Origin of the sequence: Mucilaginibacter pallidiroseus (assembly GCF_007846085.1) — a bacterium.
Taxonomy (GTDB): domain Bacteria; phylum Bacteroidota; class Bacteroidia; order Sphingobacteriales; family Sphingobacteriaceae; genus Mucilaginibacter; species Mucilaginibacter pallidiroseus.
On record NZ_VOEJ01000007.1, the window covers coordinates 242,334 to 263,547 of the forward strand.

20 protein-coding genes are annotated in these 21,214 nt (G+C 43.7%); all 20 read right to left on the reverse strand.

Features of this window, described 5'->3' with window-relative positions; translation table 11 throughout:
* Nucleotides 1–8: 8 nt before the first annotated feature.
* The 20 genes from FPZ43_RS15365 to FPZ43_RS15460 all read right to left on the reverse strand — a co-directional run bounded on the left by FPZ43_RS15365 (nucleotide 9) and on the right by FPZ43_RS15460 (nucleotide 20,845).
* The gene (locus tag FPZ43_RS15365) at nucleotides 9–773 is read right to left on the reverse strand and encodes an SDR family NAD(P)-dependent oxidoreductase (RefSeq protein WP_146382808.1); all 765 of its coding nucleotides are present in this window, start codon (nucleotides 771–773) and stop codon (nucleotides 9–11) included.
* 9 nt (nucleotides 774–782) lie between these two features.
* Complete coding sequence (locus FPZ43_RS15370) at nucleotides 783–2,450, reverse strand: UxaA family hydrolase (protein WP_146382809.1); 1,668 nt, start codon at nucleotides 2,448–2,450, stop codon at nucleotides 783–785.
* 120 nt (nucleotides 2,451–2,570) lie between these two features.
* Nucleotides 2,571–3,377, reverse strand: a complete 807-nt coding sequence (locus FPZ43_RS15375) for an OmpA family protein (RefSeq protein WP_146382810.1) — start codon at nucleotides 3,375–3,377, stop codon at nucleotides 2,571–2,573.
* A gap of 19 nt (nucleotides 3,378–3,396) precedes the next feature.
* Nucleotides 3,397–4,059 (reverse strand): DUF2461 domain-containing protein, encoded by a 663-nt coding sequence (locus tag FPZ43_RS15380; protein WP_146382811.1) that lies wholly within the window; start codon nucleotides 4,057–4,059, stop codon nucleotides 3,397–3,399.
* 20 nt (nucleotides 4,060–4,079) lie between these two features.
* Nucleotides 4,080–4,355: a hypothetical protein gene (locus tag FPZ43_RS15385; RefSeq protein WP_146382812.1), complete on the reverse strand. Its 276-nt coding sequence runs from the start codon at nucleotides 4,353–4,355 to the stop codon at nucleotides 4,080–4,082.
* A gap of 10 nt (nucleotides 4,356–4,365) precedes the next feature.
* Entirely contained in the window at nucleotides 4,366–4,941 is a 576-nt protein-coding gene (locus FPZ43_RS15390) for a DUF420 domain-containing protein (RefSeq protein WP_146382813.1), read from the reverse strand.
* 16 nt (nucleotides 4,942–4,957) lie between these two features.
* On the reverse strand, nucleotides 4,958–5,656 hold the full coding sequence (locus FPZ43_RS15395) for an SCO family protein (RefSeq protein ID WP_146382814.1): 699 nt from the start codon (nucleotides 5,654–5,656) through the stop codon (nucleotides 4,958–4,960).
* Between the two features lie 2 nt (nucleotides 5,657–5,658).
* Nucleotides 5,659–6,000, reverse strand: coding sequence for a cytochrome C oxidase subunit IV family protein (locus tag FPZ43_RS15400; RefSeq protein ID WP_146382815.1), 342 nt, complete (start codon nucleotides 5,998–6,000; stop codon nucleotides 5,659–5,661).
* 20 nt (nucleotides 6,001–6,020) lie between these two features.
* Nucleotides 6,021–6,731 (reverse strand): cytochrome c oxidase subunit 3, encoded by a 711-nt coding sequence (locus FPZ43_RS15405; protein ID WP_146382816.1) that lies wholly within the window; start codon nucleotides 6,729–6,731, stop codon nucleotides 6,021–6,023.
* A gap of 7 nt (nucleotides 6,732–6,738) precedes the next feature.
* Nucleotides 6,739–7,314 carry a cytochrome c oxidase subunit 3 gene (locus tag FPZ43_RS15410; protein WP_146382817.1) on the reverse strand — a complete coding sequence of 192 codons (576 nt, stop codon included), beginning with the start codon at nucleotides 7,312–7,314 and terminating at the stop codon, nucleotides 6,739–6,741.
* A gap of 2 nt (nucleotides 7,315–7,316) precedes the next feature.
* Entirely contained in the window at nucleotides 7,317–8,210 is an 894-nt protein-coding gene (gene cyoE, locus FPZ43_RS15415) for a heme o synthase (protein WP_146382818.1), read from the reverse strand.
* On the reverse strand, nucleotides 8,207–9,268 hold the full coding sequence (locus FPZ43_RS15420) for a COX15/CtaA family protein (protein ID WP_146382819.1): 1,062 nt from the start codon (nucleotides 9,266–9,268) through the stop codon (nucleotides 8,207–8,209). The genes cyoE and FPZ43_RS15420 overlap by 4 nt, the downstream gene beginning before the upstream one ends.
* Before the next feature lie 146 nt (nucleotides 9,269–9,414).
* Complete coding sequence (locus tag FPZ43_RS15425) at nucleotides 9,415–11,304, reverse strand: cytochrome c oxidase subunit I (protein ID WP_146382820.1); 1,890 nt, start codon at nucleotides 11,302–11,304, stop codon at nucleotides 9,415–9,417.
* 19 nt (nucleotides 11,305–11,323) lie between these two features.
* Complete coding sequence (locus tag FPZ43_RS15430; RefSeq protein WP_146382821.1) at nucleotides 11,324–12,517, reverse strand: cytochrome c oxidase subunit II; 1,194 nt, start codon at nucleotides 12,515–12,517, stop codon at nucleotides 11,324–11,326.
* 46 nt (nucleotides 12,518–12,563) lie between these two features.
* Nucleotides 12,564–13,823 carry a quinol:cytochrome C oxidoreductase gene (locus FPZ43_RS15435; protein WP_146382822.1) on the reverse strand — a complete coding sequence of 420 codons (1,260 nt, stop codon included), beginning with the start codon at nucleotides 13,821–13,823 and terminating at the stop codon, nucleotides 12,564–12,566.
* Nucleotides 13,824–13,835: 12 nt separating this feature from the next.
* Entirely contained in the window at nucleotides 13,836–14,411 is a 576-nt protein-coding gene (locus tag FPZ43_RS15440; protein ID WP_391563981.1) for a c-type cytochrome, read from the reverse strand.
* Nucleotides 14,404–14,940, reverse strand: a complete 537-nt coding sequence (locus tag FPZ43_RS15445) for a DUF3341 domain-containing protein (RefSeq protein WP_146382824.1) — start codon at nucleotides 14,938–14,940, stop codon at nucleotides 14,404–14,406. Before FPZ43_RS15445 ends, FPZ43_RS15440 begins: the two co-directional genes overlap by 8 nt.
* A gap of 2 nt (nucleotides 14,941–14,942) precedes the next feature.
* A complete protein-coding gene (gene nrfD / locus FPZ43_RS15450; protein ID WP_146382825.1) occupies nucleotides 14,943–16,415 on the reverse strand; it encodes an NrfD/PsrC family molybdoenzyme membrane anchor subunit in 1,473 nt (490 codons plus the stop codon).
* A 22-nt stretch (nucleotides 16,416–16,437) separates the two neighbouring features.
* Nucleotides 16,438–19,521, reverse strand: a complete 3,084-nt coding sequence (locus FPZ43_RS15455; protein ID WP_146382826.1) for a TAT-variant-translocated molybdopterin oxidoreductase — start codon at nucleotides 19,519–19,521, stop codon at nucleotides 16,438–16,440.
* Between the two features lie 40 nt (nucleotides 19,522–19,561).
* Nucleotides 19,562–20,845: a cytochrome c3 family protein gene (locus FPZ43_RS15460; protein ID WP_146382827.1), complete on the reverse strand. Its 1,284-nt coding sequence runs from the start codon at nucleotides 20,843–20,845 to the stop codon at nucleotides 19,562–19,564.
* Between the last annotated feature and the right edge of the window lie 369 nt (nucleotides 20,846–21,214).

Genomic DNA, 21,214 nt, shown 5'->3' on the forward strand with positions numbered 1-21,214 from the left:
GGTAGTATTTAGTTATTTAAAGTAATAAAGCCGCCATCAATAGGGTAATCTGTCCCGGTGATAAAGCCTGCCTGATCCGAGCATAAATATAGCGCCAGTGCGGCTACTTCTTCAGGCTTGCCCATACGGCCTATCGGCTGGCTTTTTGATAGTTTTTCAAATATTTCTTCCTCTTTGCCCGGATAGTTTTTAGCAATAAAACCGTCAACGAAGGGGGTGTGCACCCTTGCAGGTGATATGGTATTGCAGCGGATATTGTCGGCAAGGTAATCGCGCGCTACAGACAGGCTCATGGCCATTATAGCGCCCTTGCTCATGGAGTATGCAAACCTATCGGTAATACCTACCCATGCTGCTATTGATGCCATGTTAACAATTGCACCACCACCAATAGCTTTCATTTTTGGGATAGCGGCGTACAGCGCGTTATATGCGCCTTTAACATTTACGTTGTAAATCCTGTCCAGATCATCGGGCGAGGTTCTTTCAAGATTCCCTACATGAGCTATACCTGCATTGTTTACCAGGATATCTACCCTGTTAATTTTTGCAAATACATCAAGTACTTGCTGTTGCTGACTGATATCGGCCGCGTAAACGTAAGCCTGCCCGCCTGCTGCGATTGCCTCGTCGGCGGTTTGCTGTGCGGCATCGGCATTAAGTTCGATGATATGTATGGTTGCGCCCTGTTTGGCAAATAGTAACGATATAGCTCGGCCTATGCCGCTGCCGCCGCCTGTAATAACGGCATGTTTATTTTTTAAGCTGAACATTGCTTTGCTTTATAATGAAACCCCGCGTTTCCAGGGTATAAAATCGTCCTGACCTAATTGCACTGCTTTTGGCTGCCTTAAGCCGCTGGCTACCTCAATCACGTAGTCGAGCATGGCTGTTGCCGATTGTTCGATAGTTTGCTCTCCTTCGATGATAGTACCGCAATTAATATCCAAAATATCTGGCATCTTGTTAAACACTGCGGTATTGGTAGCCACCTTAATAACGGGCGCAACAGGGTTACCCGTTGGGGTGCCCAGGCCGGTGGTAAATAATACTACGTTTGCACCTGAACCTACTTCGGCCGTAGTGCTTTCCACATCACTGCCAGGCGTACATAACAAATTGAGGCCCGGCTTCGTCACCTTCTCGGGGTAATCGAGCACCGCAGTAACAGGTGATGTACCGCCCTTTTTCGCTGCCCCGGCAGACTTAATTGCGTCCGTAATCAAGCCATCTCGAATATTGCCCGGCGACGGGTTAGCATAAAATCCCGACCCATCTGCTTCCGCACGAGCGTTATAAGTGCGCATCAGGTGCATAAAGCGTTGCGCCTGTGCTTCATCAACACAACGATCGCTCATTTCCTGTTCCACCCCGCAAAGCTCTGGGAACTCGGCTAAAATCACGCTGCCGCCAAGGCTAACCAAAATGTCAGAGACTACACCCAACGCCGGGTTGGCTGATATGCCGGAAAAGCCGTCGGATCCACCACATTCCAAACCAATGCATAGTTTTGATAGCGGGGCTGGCTGCCTGGTTTGCTTATTGGCTTCTATCAAACCAGCAAAAGTTTGCTTCAGCGCCTCGTTCATCAACTTGCTTTCTGTACCTATTTTTTGCTGCTCCAACATTACCAGCGGTTTGCTAAAGTTGGGGTCGCGTTTTGTAATCTCGTCCTGTAAAATACCTGCCTGGGCATGCTGGCAGCCAAGGCTCAGCACGGTAGCACCTGCCACATTAGGATGCGTAATGTATCCGGCTAATAAGCCGCATAAAGCATCAGAGTCGGTGCGTGTACCACCACAACCCATGTCATGGTTAATAAATTTAATCCCGTCGATGTTCGGGAATAACTTTGCGGATGCGGCTATCTCTGGCGAGCGCTGTAAATCAGCATTTAAAATATCAGCTACCGAGCCACCTTCTCGGTATAACGACACGAGGCTGTCTACTTCGGTCTCATAACCTTTTGGCTTTGCAAAGCCAAGCTTTGCCGATAGTGCTTCTTTTAATACGTTTATATTACGGTTCTCGCAAAATACCAGCGGTACCACCAACCAGTAGTTTGCAGTACCCACCGAGCCATCCGCTCGGTGGTAACCCATAAAGGTTCTATCGCGGTATTGCTCTGCAATGGCAGGCACTGTCCATTCGGTTTTACGCTTGCCTAATTCAAAACCATCGGCTGCGTGTACCAGGTTATCAACCGTAAGCGCAGCACCTGTCGCGATGTTTTGCGATGCCTTACCTACCAGCACCCCGTACATAAATACCTGATCGCCCACATTAAGCGGCGATATGGTAAACTTATGCTTTGCGGCAACATCAGTTATCAAGGTAAAAGAGTTACCGTTAAAATCAATCACGGTACCAGCTGCCAAATCGGTAAGGGCAACAAGCACATTATCGGCCGGGTGTATTTGTACAAAAGTATGTTTAGTGTTTATGGACATTGGTTTTTGGGGTAGCCACCATGGGCATGTAAAACTCTACTAATATAGAAAAGCTTAAATGTATTGCTGACAATAAATGCTCAAAAAAAATCCCCCGGCTTTTTACCGGGGGATTTTGTGTTACTGTTTTATGAGGTTATAAAGCTCATCTAATTTGGGTGTGAGCACTATTTCAATACGTCGATTTTTCGAAAGCGCTTCAGGGGTATCAGCAGTGTCAATCGGCTGGAACTCACCTTTACCTGTTGCGGTAACCCGCTCAGGAGCTATCTTTTCTACCTCGGTTAAATAACGTGATACCGATGTTGCACGCAGCACGCTCAGGTCCCAGTTATCTTTTATCTGGCCCAGGTTTTTCACCTTCTTGTTATCGGTATGCCCTTCTACAGAAAGGTTGATATCGGCTTCCTTATTCAATACCGCTGCCAGTTGATTAAGCGCCTGTTTACCTTTTTCATCTATCACAATACTGCCCGAAGGGAACAAAAGCTTATCTGTTAAGGATACATACACCTTACCGTTCCTAATATCAACCGAAAGGCCGCTTTGCTGGAAGCCTAATAATGCCTTTTGCAATTTGTCTTTCAGCGCGCTTGTAGCTTCATCGCGCTTGCGTAATATCTCTTCAACTTCTTTAAGTCGCGCTTCACGTTTCTGCAAATCGGCAGATAGCTGGCTTACCTTGTTTGAGCTGGCGTTGTAATTATTGTTTAATGATTTATAGTTGGTATTAAGCGATCTTAGTTGCCTGTTAAGGCTTGCTGTATCGTCTTTTAACTTGGCCACTTCTTCATCAAGCGTGGTAGCGCGGGTTAGCAACGAATCACGCTCAGCAAGTAAAGCCTTATGTTTTTTGGGCGACATCACCACGCACGATTGCAGGGCAGATATCAATATTACAGCAAATAAGAAATACTTAATCTTCATTGATATTAGGGTTTAAATGTTAAGCAATAGCGTTTGTAAGGAAAACATTCAGGGGATAAATGCTTTTGCAGATGTTAGCCACGGCATCAGGCGATTTTGCTGACATCAGTTCCTTATCTGTAAATTTGTGCGATACAATAAAGCTCTTTAATTTCAGCAGATCGATATTTTCATTATCAGCATCATAATCGCGCGGGGCGGTTTTAAGCTGATCCTGACTGCGGAAATTGCCAAACAGCTTTACAAAGTCTTTATCGTCTATTATCTTTTTCAGATCATCGGCACAATAGTCAATCTCCTGCCGTATCGCTTTTAGATGGTTGGCCTCGGGCATCCAGTATCCACCGGCTATAAATGAGTTGCCCGGTTGTATATGCATGTAGTACTCTACCCCACCCAACTTGGTACTATTGGTTGGTAAGCTGATGCCGAAGTTATTTTTGTAAGGTGCCTTATTCTTACTGAACCGTATATCGCGGTAAATGCGCATAACACATTTCTTTGGGTCGAGGTCGGCGCTTACTGTAGGGTCAATTTTATGAAGATTTGGAATAACCGCTGCCGCAAACTCTATAACATTTTGGCGGGCATCTTCATACCGTTCCTTATTTTCCTGAAACCAGGTACGATCGTTATTGTCAACCAGTTCTTTTAAAAATTGTAACGTTTGGGCTTTGATCATGTATGATGAGGCGCAATAACTTAATTAAGATTAAGCTTTTGGTTGCGCATATTTAGTTCAACATTTTTGCGGCGATACTTTTTATACCACACCACTCCAACAGCGGCAACAGCCAGGTAAGGAGCGGCAAGTAAAAAGAATATTCCGTTGTTAAGGCCGTTTGCCTTTTTACTGCCATCGTTTGAGCTTGTCTCTACAGTTGCACTACACATGGCACATTGTGCTTTAGCGGGCACGGTTCCTAATAGCATGAGGCCGAAGGCCAGTAAAAGGTATGCGTATTTAATATTTTTCATTATATCCTTATTAAAAATGGTAGTAAGGTTTTATCATCAAATAAACAATCACCCCGGTTATTGTAACAAACAGCCATAATGGAAACGTCCATCTTACCAATTTCTTATGTTTGGCTACCTGTAATTGCAGGCCCGAGTTAAAACTTAGCAAAATTAAAGGTAAAACACCGGCTGCAAGTACTATATGCGGTACAAGTATTGTAAAATAAATTGTGCGCAAGCTTCCAACCGCAGCAAGTTCATCTGCCGATACAACACCATTCCCATCAGCATCGCCATAGTGGGTATCGCTCTGCATCAGGTAGTGAAATAATATGTATGAGACCAAAAATATCGACGATAGGCAAAAGGTGGTAATGTTTAACCTTTTGTGCATTGTTACGTTACCTCGTTTAATAAAATACAGTGACGTAAGTAGCAATACAGTACATGTACCGTTAAGCACAGCGTTTAGCAACGGTAGGTAAGGTGTAAATGCGGGCGGTGTAGCAGGACCCGGTATAAGGTGCCTGTTCAATATAATAACAACGGCAATCACAAAAATGGTTACCCCTGCTACAAATCTTATAATAAACTTATCGGTCATTGTAAAAATCACTCTCTTAATAAAGTGCCTTATCTACTTTACGTAGTTCTTCGGCAATTTGTACTCTTATTTCTTCGTTAAGGCGATTAAGGTCGGTAAGCGATGTGCCCGAGTAGTATCCGCGGATCCGCTTCTCGGCATCAACCAGCATCACTTTATCGCTATATACAAAGTTGTTGTCGTCAACCTTAAGGGCATCAACCAACAAACCCTTGCGAGCAAGGTTATATATGGTGGTAGTGTCGCCTGTCAGGAACATCCAGTTCGGGCCGGGGTTAAACTGTGCAGCATACTTTTTGAGTACCGGCGCAGTATCATGCTCGGGATTTACCGTTAATGATACCATCCGCACCATTTTGTTTTTCCTGTACACGCTATCAAGGCCGCTCAGATTTTTGTTTACCTGTTTACAAACGTTTGGGCAGCCGGTATAAAAAAAACTAACTACCATCAACTTTTTATCAAAGCTTTTATCGGTTACCTCGTTGCCATTTTGGTCGGTCAGTTTAAAATCGCTCAGTTTATGGTAAATAGTGTCTGGTATAAACTTGCCGTGAAACTTGTGGCCGGTTTTGGCTACTTCTTTAGGTCCGTAAAATGGAAGTGGTTTATACCTGTTCTTTCCCTTTGCGGTTAGTAAATAATATAAAAATCCCGGTACCGCTAATATGAGTACCAGGATTATTATCTTTTTCGGGAAGCTTGCTTTACGCATTATTATCTGATAAAGTCAGTCCAGTAGTGGCTTTCGTTAGTCAATACGAGTATTAAACCTATGATAAATAGTACAGGGACAATTATAGATAACACTAAACCAATTTTCTCGAACTTTAAGTGCATAAAGTAAGCTACAATGTAAAACGCTTTTGCAAGGGTTAATACAATATAAATTGGGTTAGCAATGTGCAATGGCATAGTACCTTTAGGTACCAGTACAAGTGCTATAAAAAATTCTACAGCGGTTATAGCAACTAAAATAGCTAATACCTGTAATATTTTCTTTTTGGTCATGGTATCACCATGCTCTTCATGGTGTACGCTTGTTGGTTCTGATGACATATATAATCAGTTAAAAATGATCAAACTAAATAAAAGAAGGTAAACACGAATACCCAAACAAGATCTACAAAGTGCCAGTATAAACCAACTTTTTCAATCATCAGGTAGCTGCCGCGTCTTTCGTAAGTACCAAACATTACGTTGATGGTAATGATGATGTTGATGATGACACCGCTAAATACGTGGAAACCGTGGAAACCTGTAATGGTGAAGAAAAGATTGGCAAACTGTTGTGTATACGTAGCTGACGGTGCTTCGCCATGTCTGAAATATTCACCTAATTCGTGTGGGATGCTTCCCCACCAAAAACCTTCATGGTGTAAGTGGCTCCACTCTAATGCCTGGCAACCCAGGAAAGTGAACCCGCCGATGACGGTCCAGATCATCCAAACCGCAACCTCTTTGCGTGCCATACGATGCCCGGCCTCAACAGCTAAAACCATTGTTACCGAACTTGCAATAAGGATAAAAGTCATTAAACCCACAAATACAAGTGGTGCACCGTGATCGACCATACCCGGAACCGACTGAAAGATCAGGTCGGCAGCTGGCCAGCTATTTGAGCTGAAACGCAAAGCGCCGTAGGCGATAAGTAAAGATGAAAATGTGAACGCATCCGATAGTAGGAAAAACCACATCATCATTTTACCGTACTCCACATTAAACGGAGATTTCCCCCCAGACCATGGTGTCGATTTTATTTCATCAATTTGTGATACCTGTGTACTCATGTGTTTGTTAATATTGGTTCAAAAGTAAAAAAACATACAGATAAATCCATATAATATCTATAAAATGCCAAAATATCGATGACATCTGCATGTTGTATAAGTTCTTAACTTGTGGGGTATTGCGGTAGCTTCGGTAAAGGGTATTGGCCAGCAACAATAAGCCTGCAATAATGTGCAACAAGTGCATCCCGGTAAATACATAAATAAAACTTTGGGAAGCGTTAGGGTTACTAAAGTAAATACCCATTTTGCTTACCAGCACATACCAGGAATACAATTGCGAAAAAAAGAAAGCTACACCAAGGCCAATAGTAAGCCACAGGTACAAACGTTGTTTATCAAACTGCAAACCCTTAGCAGCCTTAGATGCCATATACATGGTACCGCTGCTTACTAAAATGATAATGGTACTTAAAATAAAAGCCTGTGGCATTTTGGCATTTATACCATGCCCGGTGCCTCCGCTGTAAACTATAAAACCACTGCTCAGCGCGGCAAAAAACATAAACGATGTGAATATGAAAATCCACATATTGAATTTTTTGGGCGCGAGGTCTAATTTATCTTCTGTTAATTGAGCCATCACTATGCCTTAACTATAAAATCAAATAAAAACATTAACTGCACTACTGGCAGATAATAAAACGAACCAAACATCAGCGTGCGGGCAGCCTTTATCTCCAGCGTACGCAGCAGGTTAAATGCCTGGTATAAAAATATCAGGCTCATTACTAGTGATACCCCGCCAACATAGTAACCGCCATGGCCATAAAATGTTGGTAAAAGGCTTACAGGTACCATTATAATAGCAAATATAAAAGTGATTACAGCACTGGCTTTATCGCGCTCGCCGGTTGGCAGCAAACGGAAACCCGCCAGTTTGTAATCATCATCAAGCACCCAGGCAATAGCCCAAAAGTGCACAAACTGCCATATAAATTGTATAGCAAATAGTATCAACGCAATTTCATCAATACGGCCATGCGGCTGCCCTGCTACATAACCTATCAATGCAGGCAACGCGCCTGGTATAGCGCCAACAAATACTGCAATGGGCGATTTGCGCTTCAACGGCGTATAAGCAAATGCATACAGTAATATCGAAAATACCGAAAGCAGGCCTGTAAGCAGGTTTAAGCTCCCCAACAGGTAGGTGCCAATGATGCCCATACCCATGCCTAACACAAGCCCCTGCCCTGTCGTCATGCGGCCGGCAGGCATTGGCCTGTCCATGGTGCGCTTCATTAAGCGGTCAAGCTTAACTTCAATTACTTCGTTAAAACAGTTGGCTGCTGATGTTACCAGGAAACCGCCTATAACCAGCTTTATCCACATAAGCCACATGGTAGTGCTGTAAAGCGATCCCCATGTATTGCCGCCATTGGCCTTAACCGCTATAATAAATGATATAGATGCCGAGAACGTAACCAAAAAGGTCAATCGCAGCTTTATCAGTTTTGAAAAATCGCCTCTGCTCATCGTTGTACCCCCTGCAAGTTAACCGACCTGAAAAGGTTGAGTAGTAAATAGAATTGCGCACCAAATACAAGGCTGGCCAGCACTATATGCGACGCCTGTGCAAACGGTGGCAACGATGCATATGATAAAAATATACCGGTAACAATTTGCAGCATTATCATCAAAAACGTAAAGCTCATTAACTGCTGTTGTATAGAGTGCCTGTTAAACGTACGGCGTATTAATACGTACAAAAAAATATTTAGTAAAAGCACTACAACTGCCATATCACGATGCTGCGAGAATATTTCGCCTGCGCGGCTAACCCAGCTATCACGGTAACCGCCTTCCAAATGGCTGGCAACTGCATCAATTTTTTCGCGAACCTCGGTCCCAAATGTAATCTGCAATAAGCTTATCAATACCACAGCCACCGTTAGTATAATAGTGAGCGGCTTGGTTTCCACTTTATAGCGACCCATCACCCTTGCCATGTGGTAAGTTGTTATACTGATAGCCAATATTGCAAGTGCCAGTAACATATGTACGGTAACAATCCATGCCACAAGGTTGGTTGATACCACAATTGAGCCGAGCCATGCCTGGAAAAACGTAAGCAAAAGGTTAAAAATGCTTAAAAAAACTATCCAGCCGTTGGTTTTAAGGTAGCGGAACGAATAAACAACGGTTAACAGCAAAAAGACACCTACGATAGCGCCCACAAGGCGGTTAAGGTACTCGGTCCACGTGCGTACGCCGTTAAAATCTTCGGGCATTAATATCGAGCGGTCGTTACGTATACGGGCGGCCAATTGATCGTAACCAAGTGCATTGAGCATGCGGGCAAACTTTTGATTTTTTGCCATGCGCTTTGCTACATAAACTTCCTTATAATCTTTGGGCAGTTCGGATGCGTTGGTTGGCGGGATATAGCGGCCAAAGCACTTAGGCCAGTCTGGGCAACCCATGCCCGAGCCCGAGCTGCGCACTACCCCGCCGGCCAGTATCACTAAAAACAATGTGATAATGGTCATCAGGTTGATCCTTATAAAAGTATTACCGGATGCGCTTTTGTTCATTTAATTATGTCAGAAAAAATTAGGGCAGCTATCCTTAGCGTTAAGTTACCTGCGGTACGTCGTAAGTGTGTATTTCTACTTATGACTATTACGACAAACAACTTAAAACCCGACAGCTACCCTAAAAATCAGATCTATATCGATCCTTATTTTACCTCTTCGTTGCTTTTTTGAGTGTTAACCCATTTTGCATGTGCCTCAAGGCCTGCAGGATTATCTTCAAAATCGTGCGGAAGATTTGAACTCATAGTTTGTGAAAGTGGCACAGTTTGCGGGATGAAATCCTCTTCGGCACCCGGCTTACTGTAATCATATGGCCAACGGTAAACGCTTGGAATTTCACCAGGCCAGTTACCGTGGATGCGCTCAACAGGTGTAGTCCATTCAAGGGTGTTAGCCTCCCAAGGATTCTGAGTAGCTTTTTCACCAAAGAATATTGAGTGGAAGAAGTTATACAAGAACGCAACTTGCGCAAGTGCAGATATAATAGCCGCCCAGGTAACAAAGGTGTTAACTGATAACCATTGTTTCATCGACTCAAACTCGGTAAATGCATAGTAACGACGAGGTACGCCATCCAAGCCCATAAAGTGCATTGGGAAGAACACCAAGTAAGCACCAATGAATGTTAACCAGAAGTGCAGGTAACCCAACTTCTCGTTCATTAAACGGCCATACATTTTAGGGAACCAGTGGTAAACACCGGCAAGCATACCAAATATAGCTGCCGAACCCATTACCAGGTGGAAGTGAGCAACCACGAAGTAAGTATCGTGCAGGTTGATATCCAGCGTAGCATTACCCAGGAAGATACCGGTTAAACCACCAGAGATGAAGAAAGACACCATACCGATAGCAAACAACATAGCGGCAGAGAAACGGATATTACCGCGCCATAATGTAGCTAACCAGTTAAATGTTTTTACTGCTGATGGTACAGCAATAATCAACGTAGTGATCATGAACACACCGCCCAGGAACGGGTTCATACCCGTAACAAACATATGGTGACCCCAAACAATGAACGAAAGAACGGTAATACCTATTAATGAGTAAACCATTGCGTGGTAACCAAAGATTGGCTTACGCGAGTTTACAGACATAACCTCTGACGATATACCCATTGCAGGCATAATTACGATGTACACCTCAGGGTGACCCAAGAACCAGAACAAGTGCTGGAACAATATCGGGCTACCACCTTCGTAAGGTTGTACCTGGCTACCGTTCAATACGATATCAGAAAGGTAGAAGCTTGTGCCAAAGCTACGGTCGAATACCAACAATACCACACCTGCTACTAATACAGGGAATGCTAATACCCCTAATACAGCAGTAAGGAACAAAGCCCAAACGGTAAGCGGCATTTTCCAAAGATCCATACCTTTGGTACGCATGTTAAGGATTGTACTAACGTAGTTGATACCACCCATTAACTGTGATGCGATGAAAAGCACCATACTGGTTAACCACAAGGTCATACCCATACCAGAGCCTGGCATAGCTTTAGGCAATGCCGATAATGGCGGATAAATTGTCCAACCACCGCTTGCAGGGCCTTTTTGTACCATGAATGATGATAACATTACTATACTTGCAATCAGGAACAACCAGTAAGATAGCATGTTCATGAAAGGTGAAGCCATATCACGTACACCCAATTGCAATGGGATAAGTAAGTTGGCAAAGGTACCGCTCAAACCGGCAGTTAACACGAAGAATACCATGATGGTACCGTGAATGGTAACCAATGCAAGGTAAAAGTTTGAATCTAAACGACCGCCCGGTGCAAAACGACCAAGTAAAGTTTCCATTAAAGGGAAAGCTTTATCAGGATACGCTAACTGAATCCTGAACAGGATAGATAAGATCATTGCAATAACCGCCATTATAATACCTGTTATCAGGAATTGCTTGGCGATCATCTTGTGATCCTGGCTAAATACGTATGTATTTAAGAAAGTGGCTTTATGGTGGTGTCCGTGATCATCGCCGTGGTGTGCTACTTCGTGATCGTGAACTGCTAATGTTGACATACTCGCTAATCTTATTGTATTAATTGTTTAACGCTAACCTTTTATCTTCTGCACCTTTGCTCTCAGCAGCAAATTTCAAATCCTTTTTAAGCTGATCTGTTAAATAAGGTTTTTGCTGCGACAACCAGGCCTGGTATTCGGCCTGCGGAACCACGCGAACAATTTTCTTCATGTTATAGTGGGCTCCACCGCAAATTTTGTTGCAGTAAAGTACATATTCAAAAGTAGGGTTATCCGTTTTTGCACGCATTTCCTGAGTGGTAACGGTTGGCTTAAACTTAAAGAAAGTAGGAAGGCCCGGTACAGCATTCAGTTGCACACGGAAGTGAGGCACGTAAACGCTATGGATAACATCTTGTGAGTGGATATTAAATCTCACTGATTTGTTTACAGGCAGGTAAATAGTATCGGCCTGCAAATCATCATAGCTGTATTTATCTTTGAAATCCAAACCTACTTTGTTACCGGCATTAACAAGTTTGTAGCTTGTTGTACCTAAACGGCCGTCTTTACCACCGTAACGGATTTCCCATGCAAACTGGTGGCCTGTTACATCTACGTTGATAGAAGCAGGCTCGCCTTTAGCATCGATATGGTTGGTAATTTGCTGCCAGGTAAAGAAACCAAAGATCACCAACACAGTTAATACAACCGCAGGGATAATAGTCCATACCTTTTCAATAGTATTATTGTGAGGCAGGAAGTGACCACGACGTTTTGCATTGTAACGGTATATAAACAGGAATGTAAACAATAATATCTGCGTTATAACAAATACTATCATGGTAAGCGTGGTTGTTGTCCAGAACATCTGGTCAATCTTCTTACCATGTTCCGATGCGGCGGCAGGTAATATCATGCTGCCATGAACTGTAAATTCCCAATAAGCACCGTAAGCAGCTGCAACCAGGAACACAAGGCACAAAGCGCCCATCAGGTTGTTCCAGTTCATTGGCTTTTTGCCCTGAACCTGCTGGCTAAGGTCATACACCTTAAGGATCTTACCAACAATTGCAACTATAAAGCAAACTATTAAAAACAGCAGTATATAGTAACCGGCAGTTGGCAGGCCGTTATCAGCAGCCGCTGCATCCGTTGCCGGAGAAGCGGAGGCCGCATCAGTCTGAGCCATCAGCACGTTGGTACCTAACAGTACAAACGCAGCTAACAGCGAAAGCATTTTTTTAGAACGTATTAAAAGTTTAAATCCCATTTTATTGGTTGTTTGAAGCTGTATTCCGTTGCAAATTTAACAAATATTATATGTGATGATGCAGGCTCTCATCCAGGAACGGATGTTTTTTAGGTATAAGCGATTCGGCTTTACTTAATTTGCTCAGCATCAAAAAGGTAAACATACCACCAAATGCTACAAACGTTCCTATTTCTTCAACGCTAAAACCTCTGTGCTCTTTTACTGTACCAGGCATAATCATCAGGTAATAATCTAACCAGTGGCCGGCAATAAGCACAATACATGTCCACATCATGCGGTTGGTTAAACGTTTTGCATCGCGAGACATTAATAGTAATAAAGGTGCAAGGAAGTTAATAACGATATTTAACCAGAACCAAAACTTATACTCGGGCTCCCATCTGATGTAGAAGTAAACAGACTCCTCAGGCATGTTGGCATACCAGGTAAGGAAGAACTGTGCAAACCAAACGTAGCACCAGAAGATAGAGAAACCGAAAATCAGTTTACCAAAATCGTGCATGTGGTTTTCAGTCACCCAATGCATATAGCCTTTTTTACGAAGCAATATGATAACAAGCGCCATGATAGATAGGCCGCTAACGTGCATTGCTGCCAGGTTGTACCAGCCAAACATGGTAGAGAACCAGTGTGCCTCTAATGACATGATAGCACCGAACGCAAAGATCGGAAAGGTAAAACCAAATATTACCAGGAATATACAAGCATATTTAAAGCTCTGATCGTAGTTGAACATACCGCCTTCAGTATCTTCTGCCTCAGAAAACTTAGCCATTTTGTAACCAAAAAAGCTGTAGGCTCCAAGCATCACCACTAAAGCGCCATAAAAGAAAGGTATATTTAAAAAGCCTTTTTTACCAAAAATGATAGGATCGAAGTTTTCGCTGCCAGGTATGGTTAACCCGTGTGTAGCCCAGTGTGCGTACAGGTAAGGAACTTTTTCTGTTATACCGTGCTCCACAACTTCATGTTTGAAATATAAACCGGCACCTACTATGATAAGCATGATAACGCTGGCTATAGGCAATACCTTGGCAAAAGCCTGTGGCACCCTGATCAAAGAAGCAGACCAGCCTGCCTGCGCAACATATTGATAAGCGCAGAAGAACACACCCGCGGTGCAGATACATACAAACCAGTATGACATTAACAGCAGGTTGCTGAACATGCGCTGAACGTGCTCGCCACCGAGTATAAAGCCAATTGCTATTGCTACAAGACCAATTACGATTGCCCCTAAGCTCCAGGTTTTGGCGCTTCCGGCAAATTCATAACGTTCTTCTATACTATTGTGAGTCTTCATTAAAATAAATTCTTATAAATTTTGTAATTGATGAACATACATAACAATTTTCCAGCGTTCCTCTGGCGACACTTGCGAAGCGTACGAGCCCATTGAGTTTACACCGTATGTAATTGTGTGGTATATTTTACCATCTGTAAGATCTTTCATTGCACCACCACGTGATGACTGGCCTTTTGAGTATGACGGAGGCGCAGGATAGCCGTGCTGAACTACTAAACCATCGCCCTGGCCGGTAACCCCGTGGCAAGGAGAGCAAAAAGTAGTGAACAGCTTTTTACCATCTTCAATGTTTTTTGAGGTATTTGCCAAAAGGTTTTTAACCTCGGTACCTGCCAACTCGTAACCATCCTTGGTGTTAGGATAATCGAAACGTTTAAAACCTACCGGCGTGGTACCTGCGGGCGGCACCTGAGCGGTTTGCCCGTTTTTAAAGTTAGGGTTAGCCTGGTCGCCTTCGTAAGCAATGTGCTCGTACATATTGGGAGCGTATTCCCAGCCGGTACTGCGCTTATCGTGGCATGAAGTCATCACAACTGATGCAGCGATAGCGAAAGCCGCTGTGCCCAATATTCTATATTTATTCATAGCTAACATATTTCCTTTCGTTATGCTTTACTTCTACTGCTCCTGCGTCTTTTAATAAACTGGTTATATCATCATGCGGAATGTTACCTTTTGCATCAACTGCTATAATAAAGCGGTCGTCGGTAGCGCGCAAATCCATTACCCTTGGCGCGCGGCCCGGAAAAAGGTGTGTAGCCGCGAAGAAGGTAAATGTCATACCAAAAGCGGTAAACAAGATGGTCCACTCAAATGTAAACGGTACAAAGTTAGGTATTGAAAAGCTTGGCTTACCACCAACGTTCATTGGCCAGTCATGCACAAGTGTGTAATAAACAATGCTGAATATTACGCATGCACCAAGGCAACCAAAGCAAAACGCAGCATAACCTAATCTCGAATCTTTTATGCCCAATTTAGCTTCGATACCGTGGATAGGCATCGGTGTGTACACATCATAAATCGGGATACTATTTTTCTGAAGGTTCTCGATCCCGTGCATCATTTCATCCGGATCGTCAAAACAGCCTAATATAAATTTTGTCTTGCTCATGGTTATACTTTTTCGTAGTCAGACATGTCTACACTGTCATACTTAATTAACGACTCTTTATAATACTGTACGTGGGCCGGATCAAGGTGGCCTTCGTCAATAAGTTTTTTCTTAGCCTGCTCGCTTGATGTTTTAACCAACAGTTTCACCTCAGCCATAGCTACAGAAGGCAATACCCTGATGAACAACAGGAACAAGGTAAAGAACACGCCGATTGAACCAACAAACACGCCTACGTCAACCCAGGTTGGGTAGAACATAGCCCAGCTTGATGGGATATAGTCACGGTGTAATGAGGTTACGATGATTACAAAACGCTCGAACCACATACCGATGTTTACCACGATAGATAACACCCATGAGAATTTGATGCTGGTACGCAATTTCTTAGACCAGAATAACTGTGGAGAGATCACGTTACATGACATCATGCTCCAGTAAGCCCACCAGTACGGGCCGGTTGCACGGTTGATGAAAGCATATTGCTCGTACTCAACCTGCGAGTACCATGCAATAAAGAACTCGGTGATATAAGCCACACCTACAATTGAACCTGTAAGCATGATGATCTTGTTCATCGATTCGATGTGGAACATCGTGATGTAGTTTTCAAGACCCAATACCTTACGGGTTACCAGCAATAGCGTTTGCACCATGGCGAAACCAGAGAAGATTGCACCCGCAACGAAGTACGGTGGGAAGATGGTGGTGTGCCATCCCGGCTCTAACGAGGTTGCAAAGTCAAAAGATACAATGGTGTGTACCGAAAGTACCAGTGGTGTTGATATACCTGCAAGGATCAATGATACGGTTTCAAAACGCTGCCATGTTTTTACTGAACCTGTCCACCCGAATGAAAGAACAGAGTAAATACGGCGGCGAAGGCCACTTGCACGGTCACGGATTGATGCGATATCAGGTAATAAACCTGTGTACCAGAACACCAATGAAACTGAGAAGTATGTAGAGATCGCAAATACGTCCATCATAAGGGCCGAGTTCCAGTTTACCCATAGTGAGCCATACTGGTTTGGCAATGGTAATGTGAAGTATGCTAACCAAGGGCGGCCCATGTGCGCTACAATGTATGTTGCGGCGCAAATAACCGCGAAGATAGTCATCGCCTCTGCAGACCGGTTGATAGAGTTACGCCAGTTTTGACGGAAGATGAGCAATACGGCAGAGATAAGCGTACCAGCGTGACCGATACCTACCCACCATACGAAGCCGGTGATATCCCACGCCCAGCCTACTGTTTTATTTAAACCCCATGTACCTAAACCGGTCCAGAAGGTGTAGCTGATAGATACAACCCAAAGCATTGCGCCTAATGCTGCTACTGTGAAGCCGATCCACCAGGCTTTGTTTGGTTTATTTTCAACAGGCAACAATACTTCGTTAGTAATGCGTGCATAGGTAATGTCCTTGCCGGTTATTAACGGTTCCCTGATAATTGATTCACTGTGAGATGCCATATGTTATATATCTCTTGTATAATTAAGCCTGTAATTCAGTTTCGTTTGTGTTCCTTACTTTAGTTTGGTAACCGATACCTGGTTGTACGTTCAGTTCTTCCAATACGTAGTAAGTTCTTTCGCTCTTCAATGCTTTTGAAACTTCAGAGTTAGGATCGTTCCTGTTACCGAATATGATAGCGTTTGCAGAGCAGGTTTGCTGGCAGGCCATTTTAACTTCACCGTCAGCAAGCGGACGTTTTTCTATTTTAGCTTTTAATTTACCGGCCTGTATACGCTGAACGCACATAGAGCATTTTTCCATAACACCACGGAAACGTGTGGTTACATCAGGGTTTAATACCAGTTGAGTATGTTCGTTGTTCAGGTAGTTATCAAAACGTGAATCATTCCAGTAGTTGAACCAGTTAAAGCGACGCACTTTGTAAGGACAGTTGTTTGCGCAGTAACGTGTACCAACGCAACGGTTGTATGCCATCTGGTTTAAGCCTTCGCTTGAGTGTACCGTTGCCAATACCGGGCAAACAGTTTCGCAAGGGGCGTGGTCGCAATGCTGGCAAAGCATTGGCTGGTGTACTACGGTAACGTTATCAAAGTTTTCAAGCTCAGCTATCTCCTTTTCTTTGGTTACCATACCAGTTTTCTCGTCAGCTTCGGCCTTACCGTTCTGGGCAAAGCTGTAGTAACGGTCGATACGGATCCAGTGCATCTCGCGACGACGGCCTACTTCTTCCTTACCTACAACCGGAATATTGTTTTCTGCATTACAAGCTACCACGCAGGCACCGCAACCGGTACAAGCATTAAGGTCGATAGCCATAACCCAGTCATAAACAGGGCGTGCATGCACTGCATCATTATTTGTAGCTTCCCAAAGGTCGTATTTCTCGTGCTCACCTTCATGACCGGCTGCTTTTTCAGGGTCTTTCAGGTATTCTTTTAAGGTTACTTCCTGTATTACGCTGCGACCCTCGTATGAGTGGTGCGTTTGCGTTTGTGAAAGCGGGAATATATCGCCTGTTTTCTCAACACTTGCAGCAGCAGTAGTTTGGAAAGTACCGTTACGGAAGCTGTAGAAAGGATATGCATTTTTACCAACGTTGTTACCAACTAAACCAGCCATTGTGCGGCCATAACCAACAGCTACCGATACGGTGCCTTGCGCCTGGCCTGGCTGTGATAATACCGGTAACTCAACGGTGTAACCGTTTGCAGTTATTTTAACAACACCAAACTCGTCCAGGCCCATCTTTTTAACATCAGATGGCGACATAGCTGCGAAGTTGTCCCAGGTAACTTTAGATACCGGATCCGGCAACTCCTGTAACCACGGGTTATTTGCCTTTTTACCATCGCGCATTGCAACGCTTTGGTAAACCTGCAATTGTACTTTACCACCTTCAGCAAGCTGGTTGCTGTGAGTAATTATTGTTTGGGTTACACCTGCAAGATCAAGGCTGAAAGTGTAGGTACCAGCTGCTACCGGTGCCGCTTTAATAAAGCCTGCCTGTAACAAGGTTTCCCAACCCGGCTGGCCGGCTAAGCCGCCTTTTGCCAATAAATTGGTGTTCCAGTTATTTCTAACGTATGTGTAGTAATCTTTAACCGCGTTGTCGCTCCAGATCAATAAGCTTTGCTCTGCCTGGCGGGTATTGTAAACCGGGTTAATGGTTGGCTGTAATATGGTGTAGTAACCTTCTACAGCGCTATCATCACCCCACGACTCAAGGTAGTGGTGGTTTGGTGCAACAACATTACACAAATCAGCTGTTTCATCAGCATGATCGCTGAATGATACACGCAAGGCAACTTTCTTAACAGCTTCTTTAAACTCAGCAGCTTTGTAGAAATCATAAGCCGGGTTAGCATCTAAAAACAATACTGCACCAACTTCGCCGCGTTTGGCTTCGGCTATAAACTCAACCAGTTCGGCATCATTACCGGCATACTGACGAGATGGATTATCAAGATCAATTGTAGTACCGTAGCTACCCAATAAAGAGTTGATAGCGTTAACCAGCACTTGTGTAGCAACATCATTGCTGCCTGCTACTACTAACGCACGGCCTTTAGCAGCAACCAACTCCTTTGCTGCCAGCATCACCGCTTTATCAGCATTAGCGTTCGACAGTTTTTTAGAGCCCGGTAATGTAGTACCAGAGATAGCATTGTAAAGGTTGATGATAGCTAAACCTTCGTCAGACGGTTTGATGGCGATACGGGCATCGGCATTGGTACCGGTTAAGCTCATACCAGTTTCAAACTGAATGTGGCGCGACATCTTTTTAGCCTCAAGCGATGCCGAGTTCCTGTTTGATACATACTGGCGGGTAAATTCCTCGCCAGAGATCCATGTACCAAGGAAATCTGCACCGAAGCTTACAATTACATCGGCTTTATCAAAGTTGTAGTGTGGTAATACGGCTTTACCAAAGCTGTTTTGATTGGCTTTGATGATACCTGTATATGATACTGCATCATAATTGGTATGCTTTGCAGTAGGATATTTTGTAATGAAATCAGCAATTACAGCTTGTGTTGACGGGCTGTGTACGGTTGAGCTGATGATGCGGATTTTTTTGCCTGCCGCTGCAACTGATGCCAGTTGGCCTTTAACAAAGCTATCCACTTCGGCCCAGCCAGCATCGCTGCCGTTAAGTACAGGATCTTTGGTGCGGCCATTGTCATACAGGTCAAGCACTGAAGCCTGAGCTGATGCACTTAAACCACCACGTGATAAAAGATCATTAGGGTTACCTTCAACCTTAATAGGACGACCTTCGCGGGTTTTAACCAAAATAGCGCTACCCTCGTAAGTAGATGAGTAGTAGTTGGCCACACCCGGAGTGATCTCCTCAGGCTTAATTAAGTATGGTATTGATTTGTGTACAGGCACTTTTTGGCAGGCTGCTAAAGTAACAGCACCTACACCAAAGCCAAGGGCCTTTAAAAAGTCGCGGCGAGGAGTTTTTGCTGACAAGCCACCACCGCTCAATACTTCTTCGATAGGTATTGGCTCGGCAAATTCGTGTTTATTCTTCTCAACAAATTCTGGCGTTTTGTTTAGCTCTTCTAAACCTTTCCAGTATTTTTTATTGCTATCCATTTACGTTATATAAACTGTAATGCTACGTTTTAAATAGTTATTAATAATGGCACTTGGCGCACTCAATACCGCCCAATACTGCTGCAGTAACTTTTTCACCTTTTTTGATCTTGTCATGCGCTGCAAGTACCTGATCATAGTAAGCGTTACCTTTAGCGTTAACTTCGGTGCGGCGGTGGCACTGTATACACCATTTCATGGTAAGCGGTGAGTATTGGTATACTTCCTGCATTTCCTGAACCTGACCGTGACATTTCTGGCACTCCAGTTTGGCAACAGTTACGTGTTGTGAGTGGTTAAAGTAAGCCAGATCCGGCAGGTTGTGCACACGCACCCACTGCATTGGCTTAGCTTTAGTGCTATCATATTTTTGAGTTTGCGGATCGTAACCCAAAGCATTGTATATTTTCTGAATCTCAGGCGACTCAGTTTTAACAGCTTTGTGGCAGTTCATACAAACGTTTAATGACGGAATTGAAGCGTTTTTAGATTTAAACGCACCGCTATGGCAATACTGGCACTCCAGCTTCATTACACCTGCGTGCAATTTGTGTGAGTACTTAATTGGCTGTACAGGCTGGTAACCGCTGTGAACGTTGGTGTTCCACATGGTAACCCAGCTCCAGCTGCCCATTGCAATGGTACCGCAAAGCACCACGAAGAAAACAAGCTTTTTGTTTTTGGCTAGTTTTTTAACAGTAGCTAAACGATCAACTGATGCTTTCTCGTCGGCAGTTTCCTCTTCTTCGTCAACCAATAAACCTTTGCTGCGCAGCAACAAACGCTCAAGCGTTGCAATTACCTTGTTTAAAACCAGTATAACGATGAAAGCAATAACGATAACGCCTAACAAGCCCCAGATAACAAGGCTGCTTGGGCCTTTATCTTCTGCTGCTGCACCGCCGCCATTAGCGCCGCCACCTTTGGTTTTTTCCTCCTGGAGTTTTTTCCACTCGGTACGGGCGTAGGTAATAACGTTGGCCACATCTGCATCGCTAAGCTCTGCAAACACGGTCATACCAGCCTGGTTGTACTCGTTATAGATTTTTAATGCCTTTGGATTTTTGGCAGCGATCAATGCCTGGTTGTTCTGGATCCATTTGGTCAGATAAGCATCGTCTGTTTCTTCAGTAATCTGCGGGCCTAAGGCAGGGCCAACCATACGGGTGTCAATTTTGTGACACGCTGTACACTTGGCTTTGAAAATGGCTTCGCCTTTCGCCGGATCACCTTCTGCATGGGCATTTATACCCAGAGAAGCTAAGCCTGCAACCAGTAAAACCGACCTTGTAAATCGTTTAAGAATCAATGAGATATTTCTCATAAAGTGTATTTATGCTAAATAATTTTGTATTTTAAATGTGTTAAACATACACATACGTGTAGGCTGTAGCCACTTTTTCAGGCACAAAAGTATAATTTATTACAGTATCGCTGACAAATTAGTGACACGAAACTCTAATTTATAATCGTTCTAAATTGTTTAGAAATTTGCTTTTTTCAGCTATAAAATGGCATTAGGTACCATGGGTGAGTCTTTTTAAAAACGCCTCTTTTGTGAGATAGTTTTCAAAGGTAAATTATTGTTTTAATATTCAACTCAATAGCGCCGATTGTGGAAAACTCTTTACTTCCGGATAGACAAATGTGACTATTCAATAAAAACGCCCGCAAACATTCGTGAGCGGGCGTT

Coding starts and splice junctions, on each gene's coding strand:
- FPZ43_RS15365 (WP_146382808.1), bottom strand. CDS start 773: ATGTTCAGCTTAAAAAATAAACATGCCGTTATTACAGGCGGCGGCAGC.
- FPZ43_RS15370 (WP_146382809.1), bottom strand. CDS start 2,450: ATGTCCATAAACACTAAACATACTTTTGTACAAATACACCCGGCCGAT.
- FPZ43_RS15375 (WP_146382810.1), bottom strand. CDS start 3,377: ATGAAGATTAAGTATTTCTTATTTGCTGTAATATTGATATCTGCCCTG.
- FPZ43_RS15380 (WP_146382811.1), bottom strand. CDS start 4,059: ATGATCAAAGCCCAAACGTTACAATTTTTAAAAGAACTGGTTGACAAT.
- FPZ43_RS15385 (WP_146382812.1), bottom strand. CDS start 4,355: ATGAAAAATATTAAATACGCATACCTTTTACTGGCCTTCGGCCTCATG.
- FPZ43_RS15390 (WP_146382813.1), bottom strand. CDS start 4,941: ATGACCGATAAGTTTATTATAAGATTTGTAGCAGGGGTAACCATTTTT.
- FPZ43_RS15395 (WP_146382814.1), bottom strand. CDS start 5,656: ATGCGTAAAGCAAGCTTCCCGAAAAAGATAATAATCCTGGTACTCATA.
- FPZ43_RS15400 (WP_146382815.1), bottom strand. CDS start 6,000: ATGTCATCAGAACCAACAAGCGTACACCATGAAGAGCATGGTGATACC.
- FPZ43_RS15405 (WP_146382816.1), bottom strand. CDS start 6,731: ATGAGTACACAGGTATCACAAATTGATGAAATAAAATCGACACCATGG.
- FPZ43_RS15410 (WP_146382817.1), bottom strand. CDS start 7,314: ATGGCTCAATTAACAGAAGATAAATTAGACCTCGCGCCCAAAAAATTC.
- cyoE (WP_146382818.1), bottom strand. CDS start 8,210: ATGAGCAGAGGCGATTTTTCAAAACTGATAAAGCTGCGATTGACCTTT.
- FPZ43_RS15420 (WP_146382819.1), bottom strand. CDS start 9,268: ATGAACAAAAGCGCATCCGGTAATACTTTTATAAGGATCAACCTGATG.
- FPZ43_RS15425 (WP_146382820.1), bottom strand. CDS start 11,304: ATGTCAACATTAGCAGTTCACGATCACGAAGTAGCACACCACGGCGAT.
- FPZ43_RS15430 (WP_146382821.1), bottom strand. CDS start 12,517: ATGGGATTTAAACTTTTAATACGTTCTAAAAAAATGCTTTCGCTGTTA.
- FPZ43_RS15435 (WP_146382822.1), bottom strand. CDS start 13,823: ATGAAGACTCACAATAGTATAGAAGAACGTTATGAATTTGCCGGAAGC.
- FPZ43_RS15440 (WP_391563981.1), bottom strand. CDS start 14,411: ATGAATAAATATAGAATATTGGGCACAGCGGCTTTCGCTATCGCTGCA.
- FPZ43_RS15445 (WP_146382824.1), bottom strand. CDS start 14,940: ATGAGCAAGACAAAATTTATATTAGGCTGTTTTGACGATCCGGATGAA.
- nrfD (WP_146382825.1), bottom strand. CDS start 16,415: ATGGCATCTCACAGTGAATCAATTATCAGGGAACCGTTAATAACCGGC.
- FPZ43_RS15455 (WP_146382826.1), bottom strand. CDS start 19,521: ATGGATAGCAATAAAAAATACTGGAAAGGTTTAGAAGAGCTAAACAAA.
- FPZ43_RS15460 (WP_146382827.1), bottom strand. CDS start 20,845: ATGAGAAATATCTCATTGATTCTTAAACGATTTACAAGGTCGGTTTTA.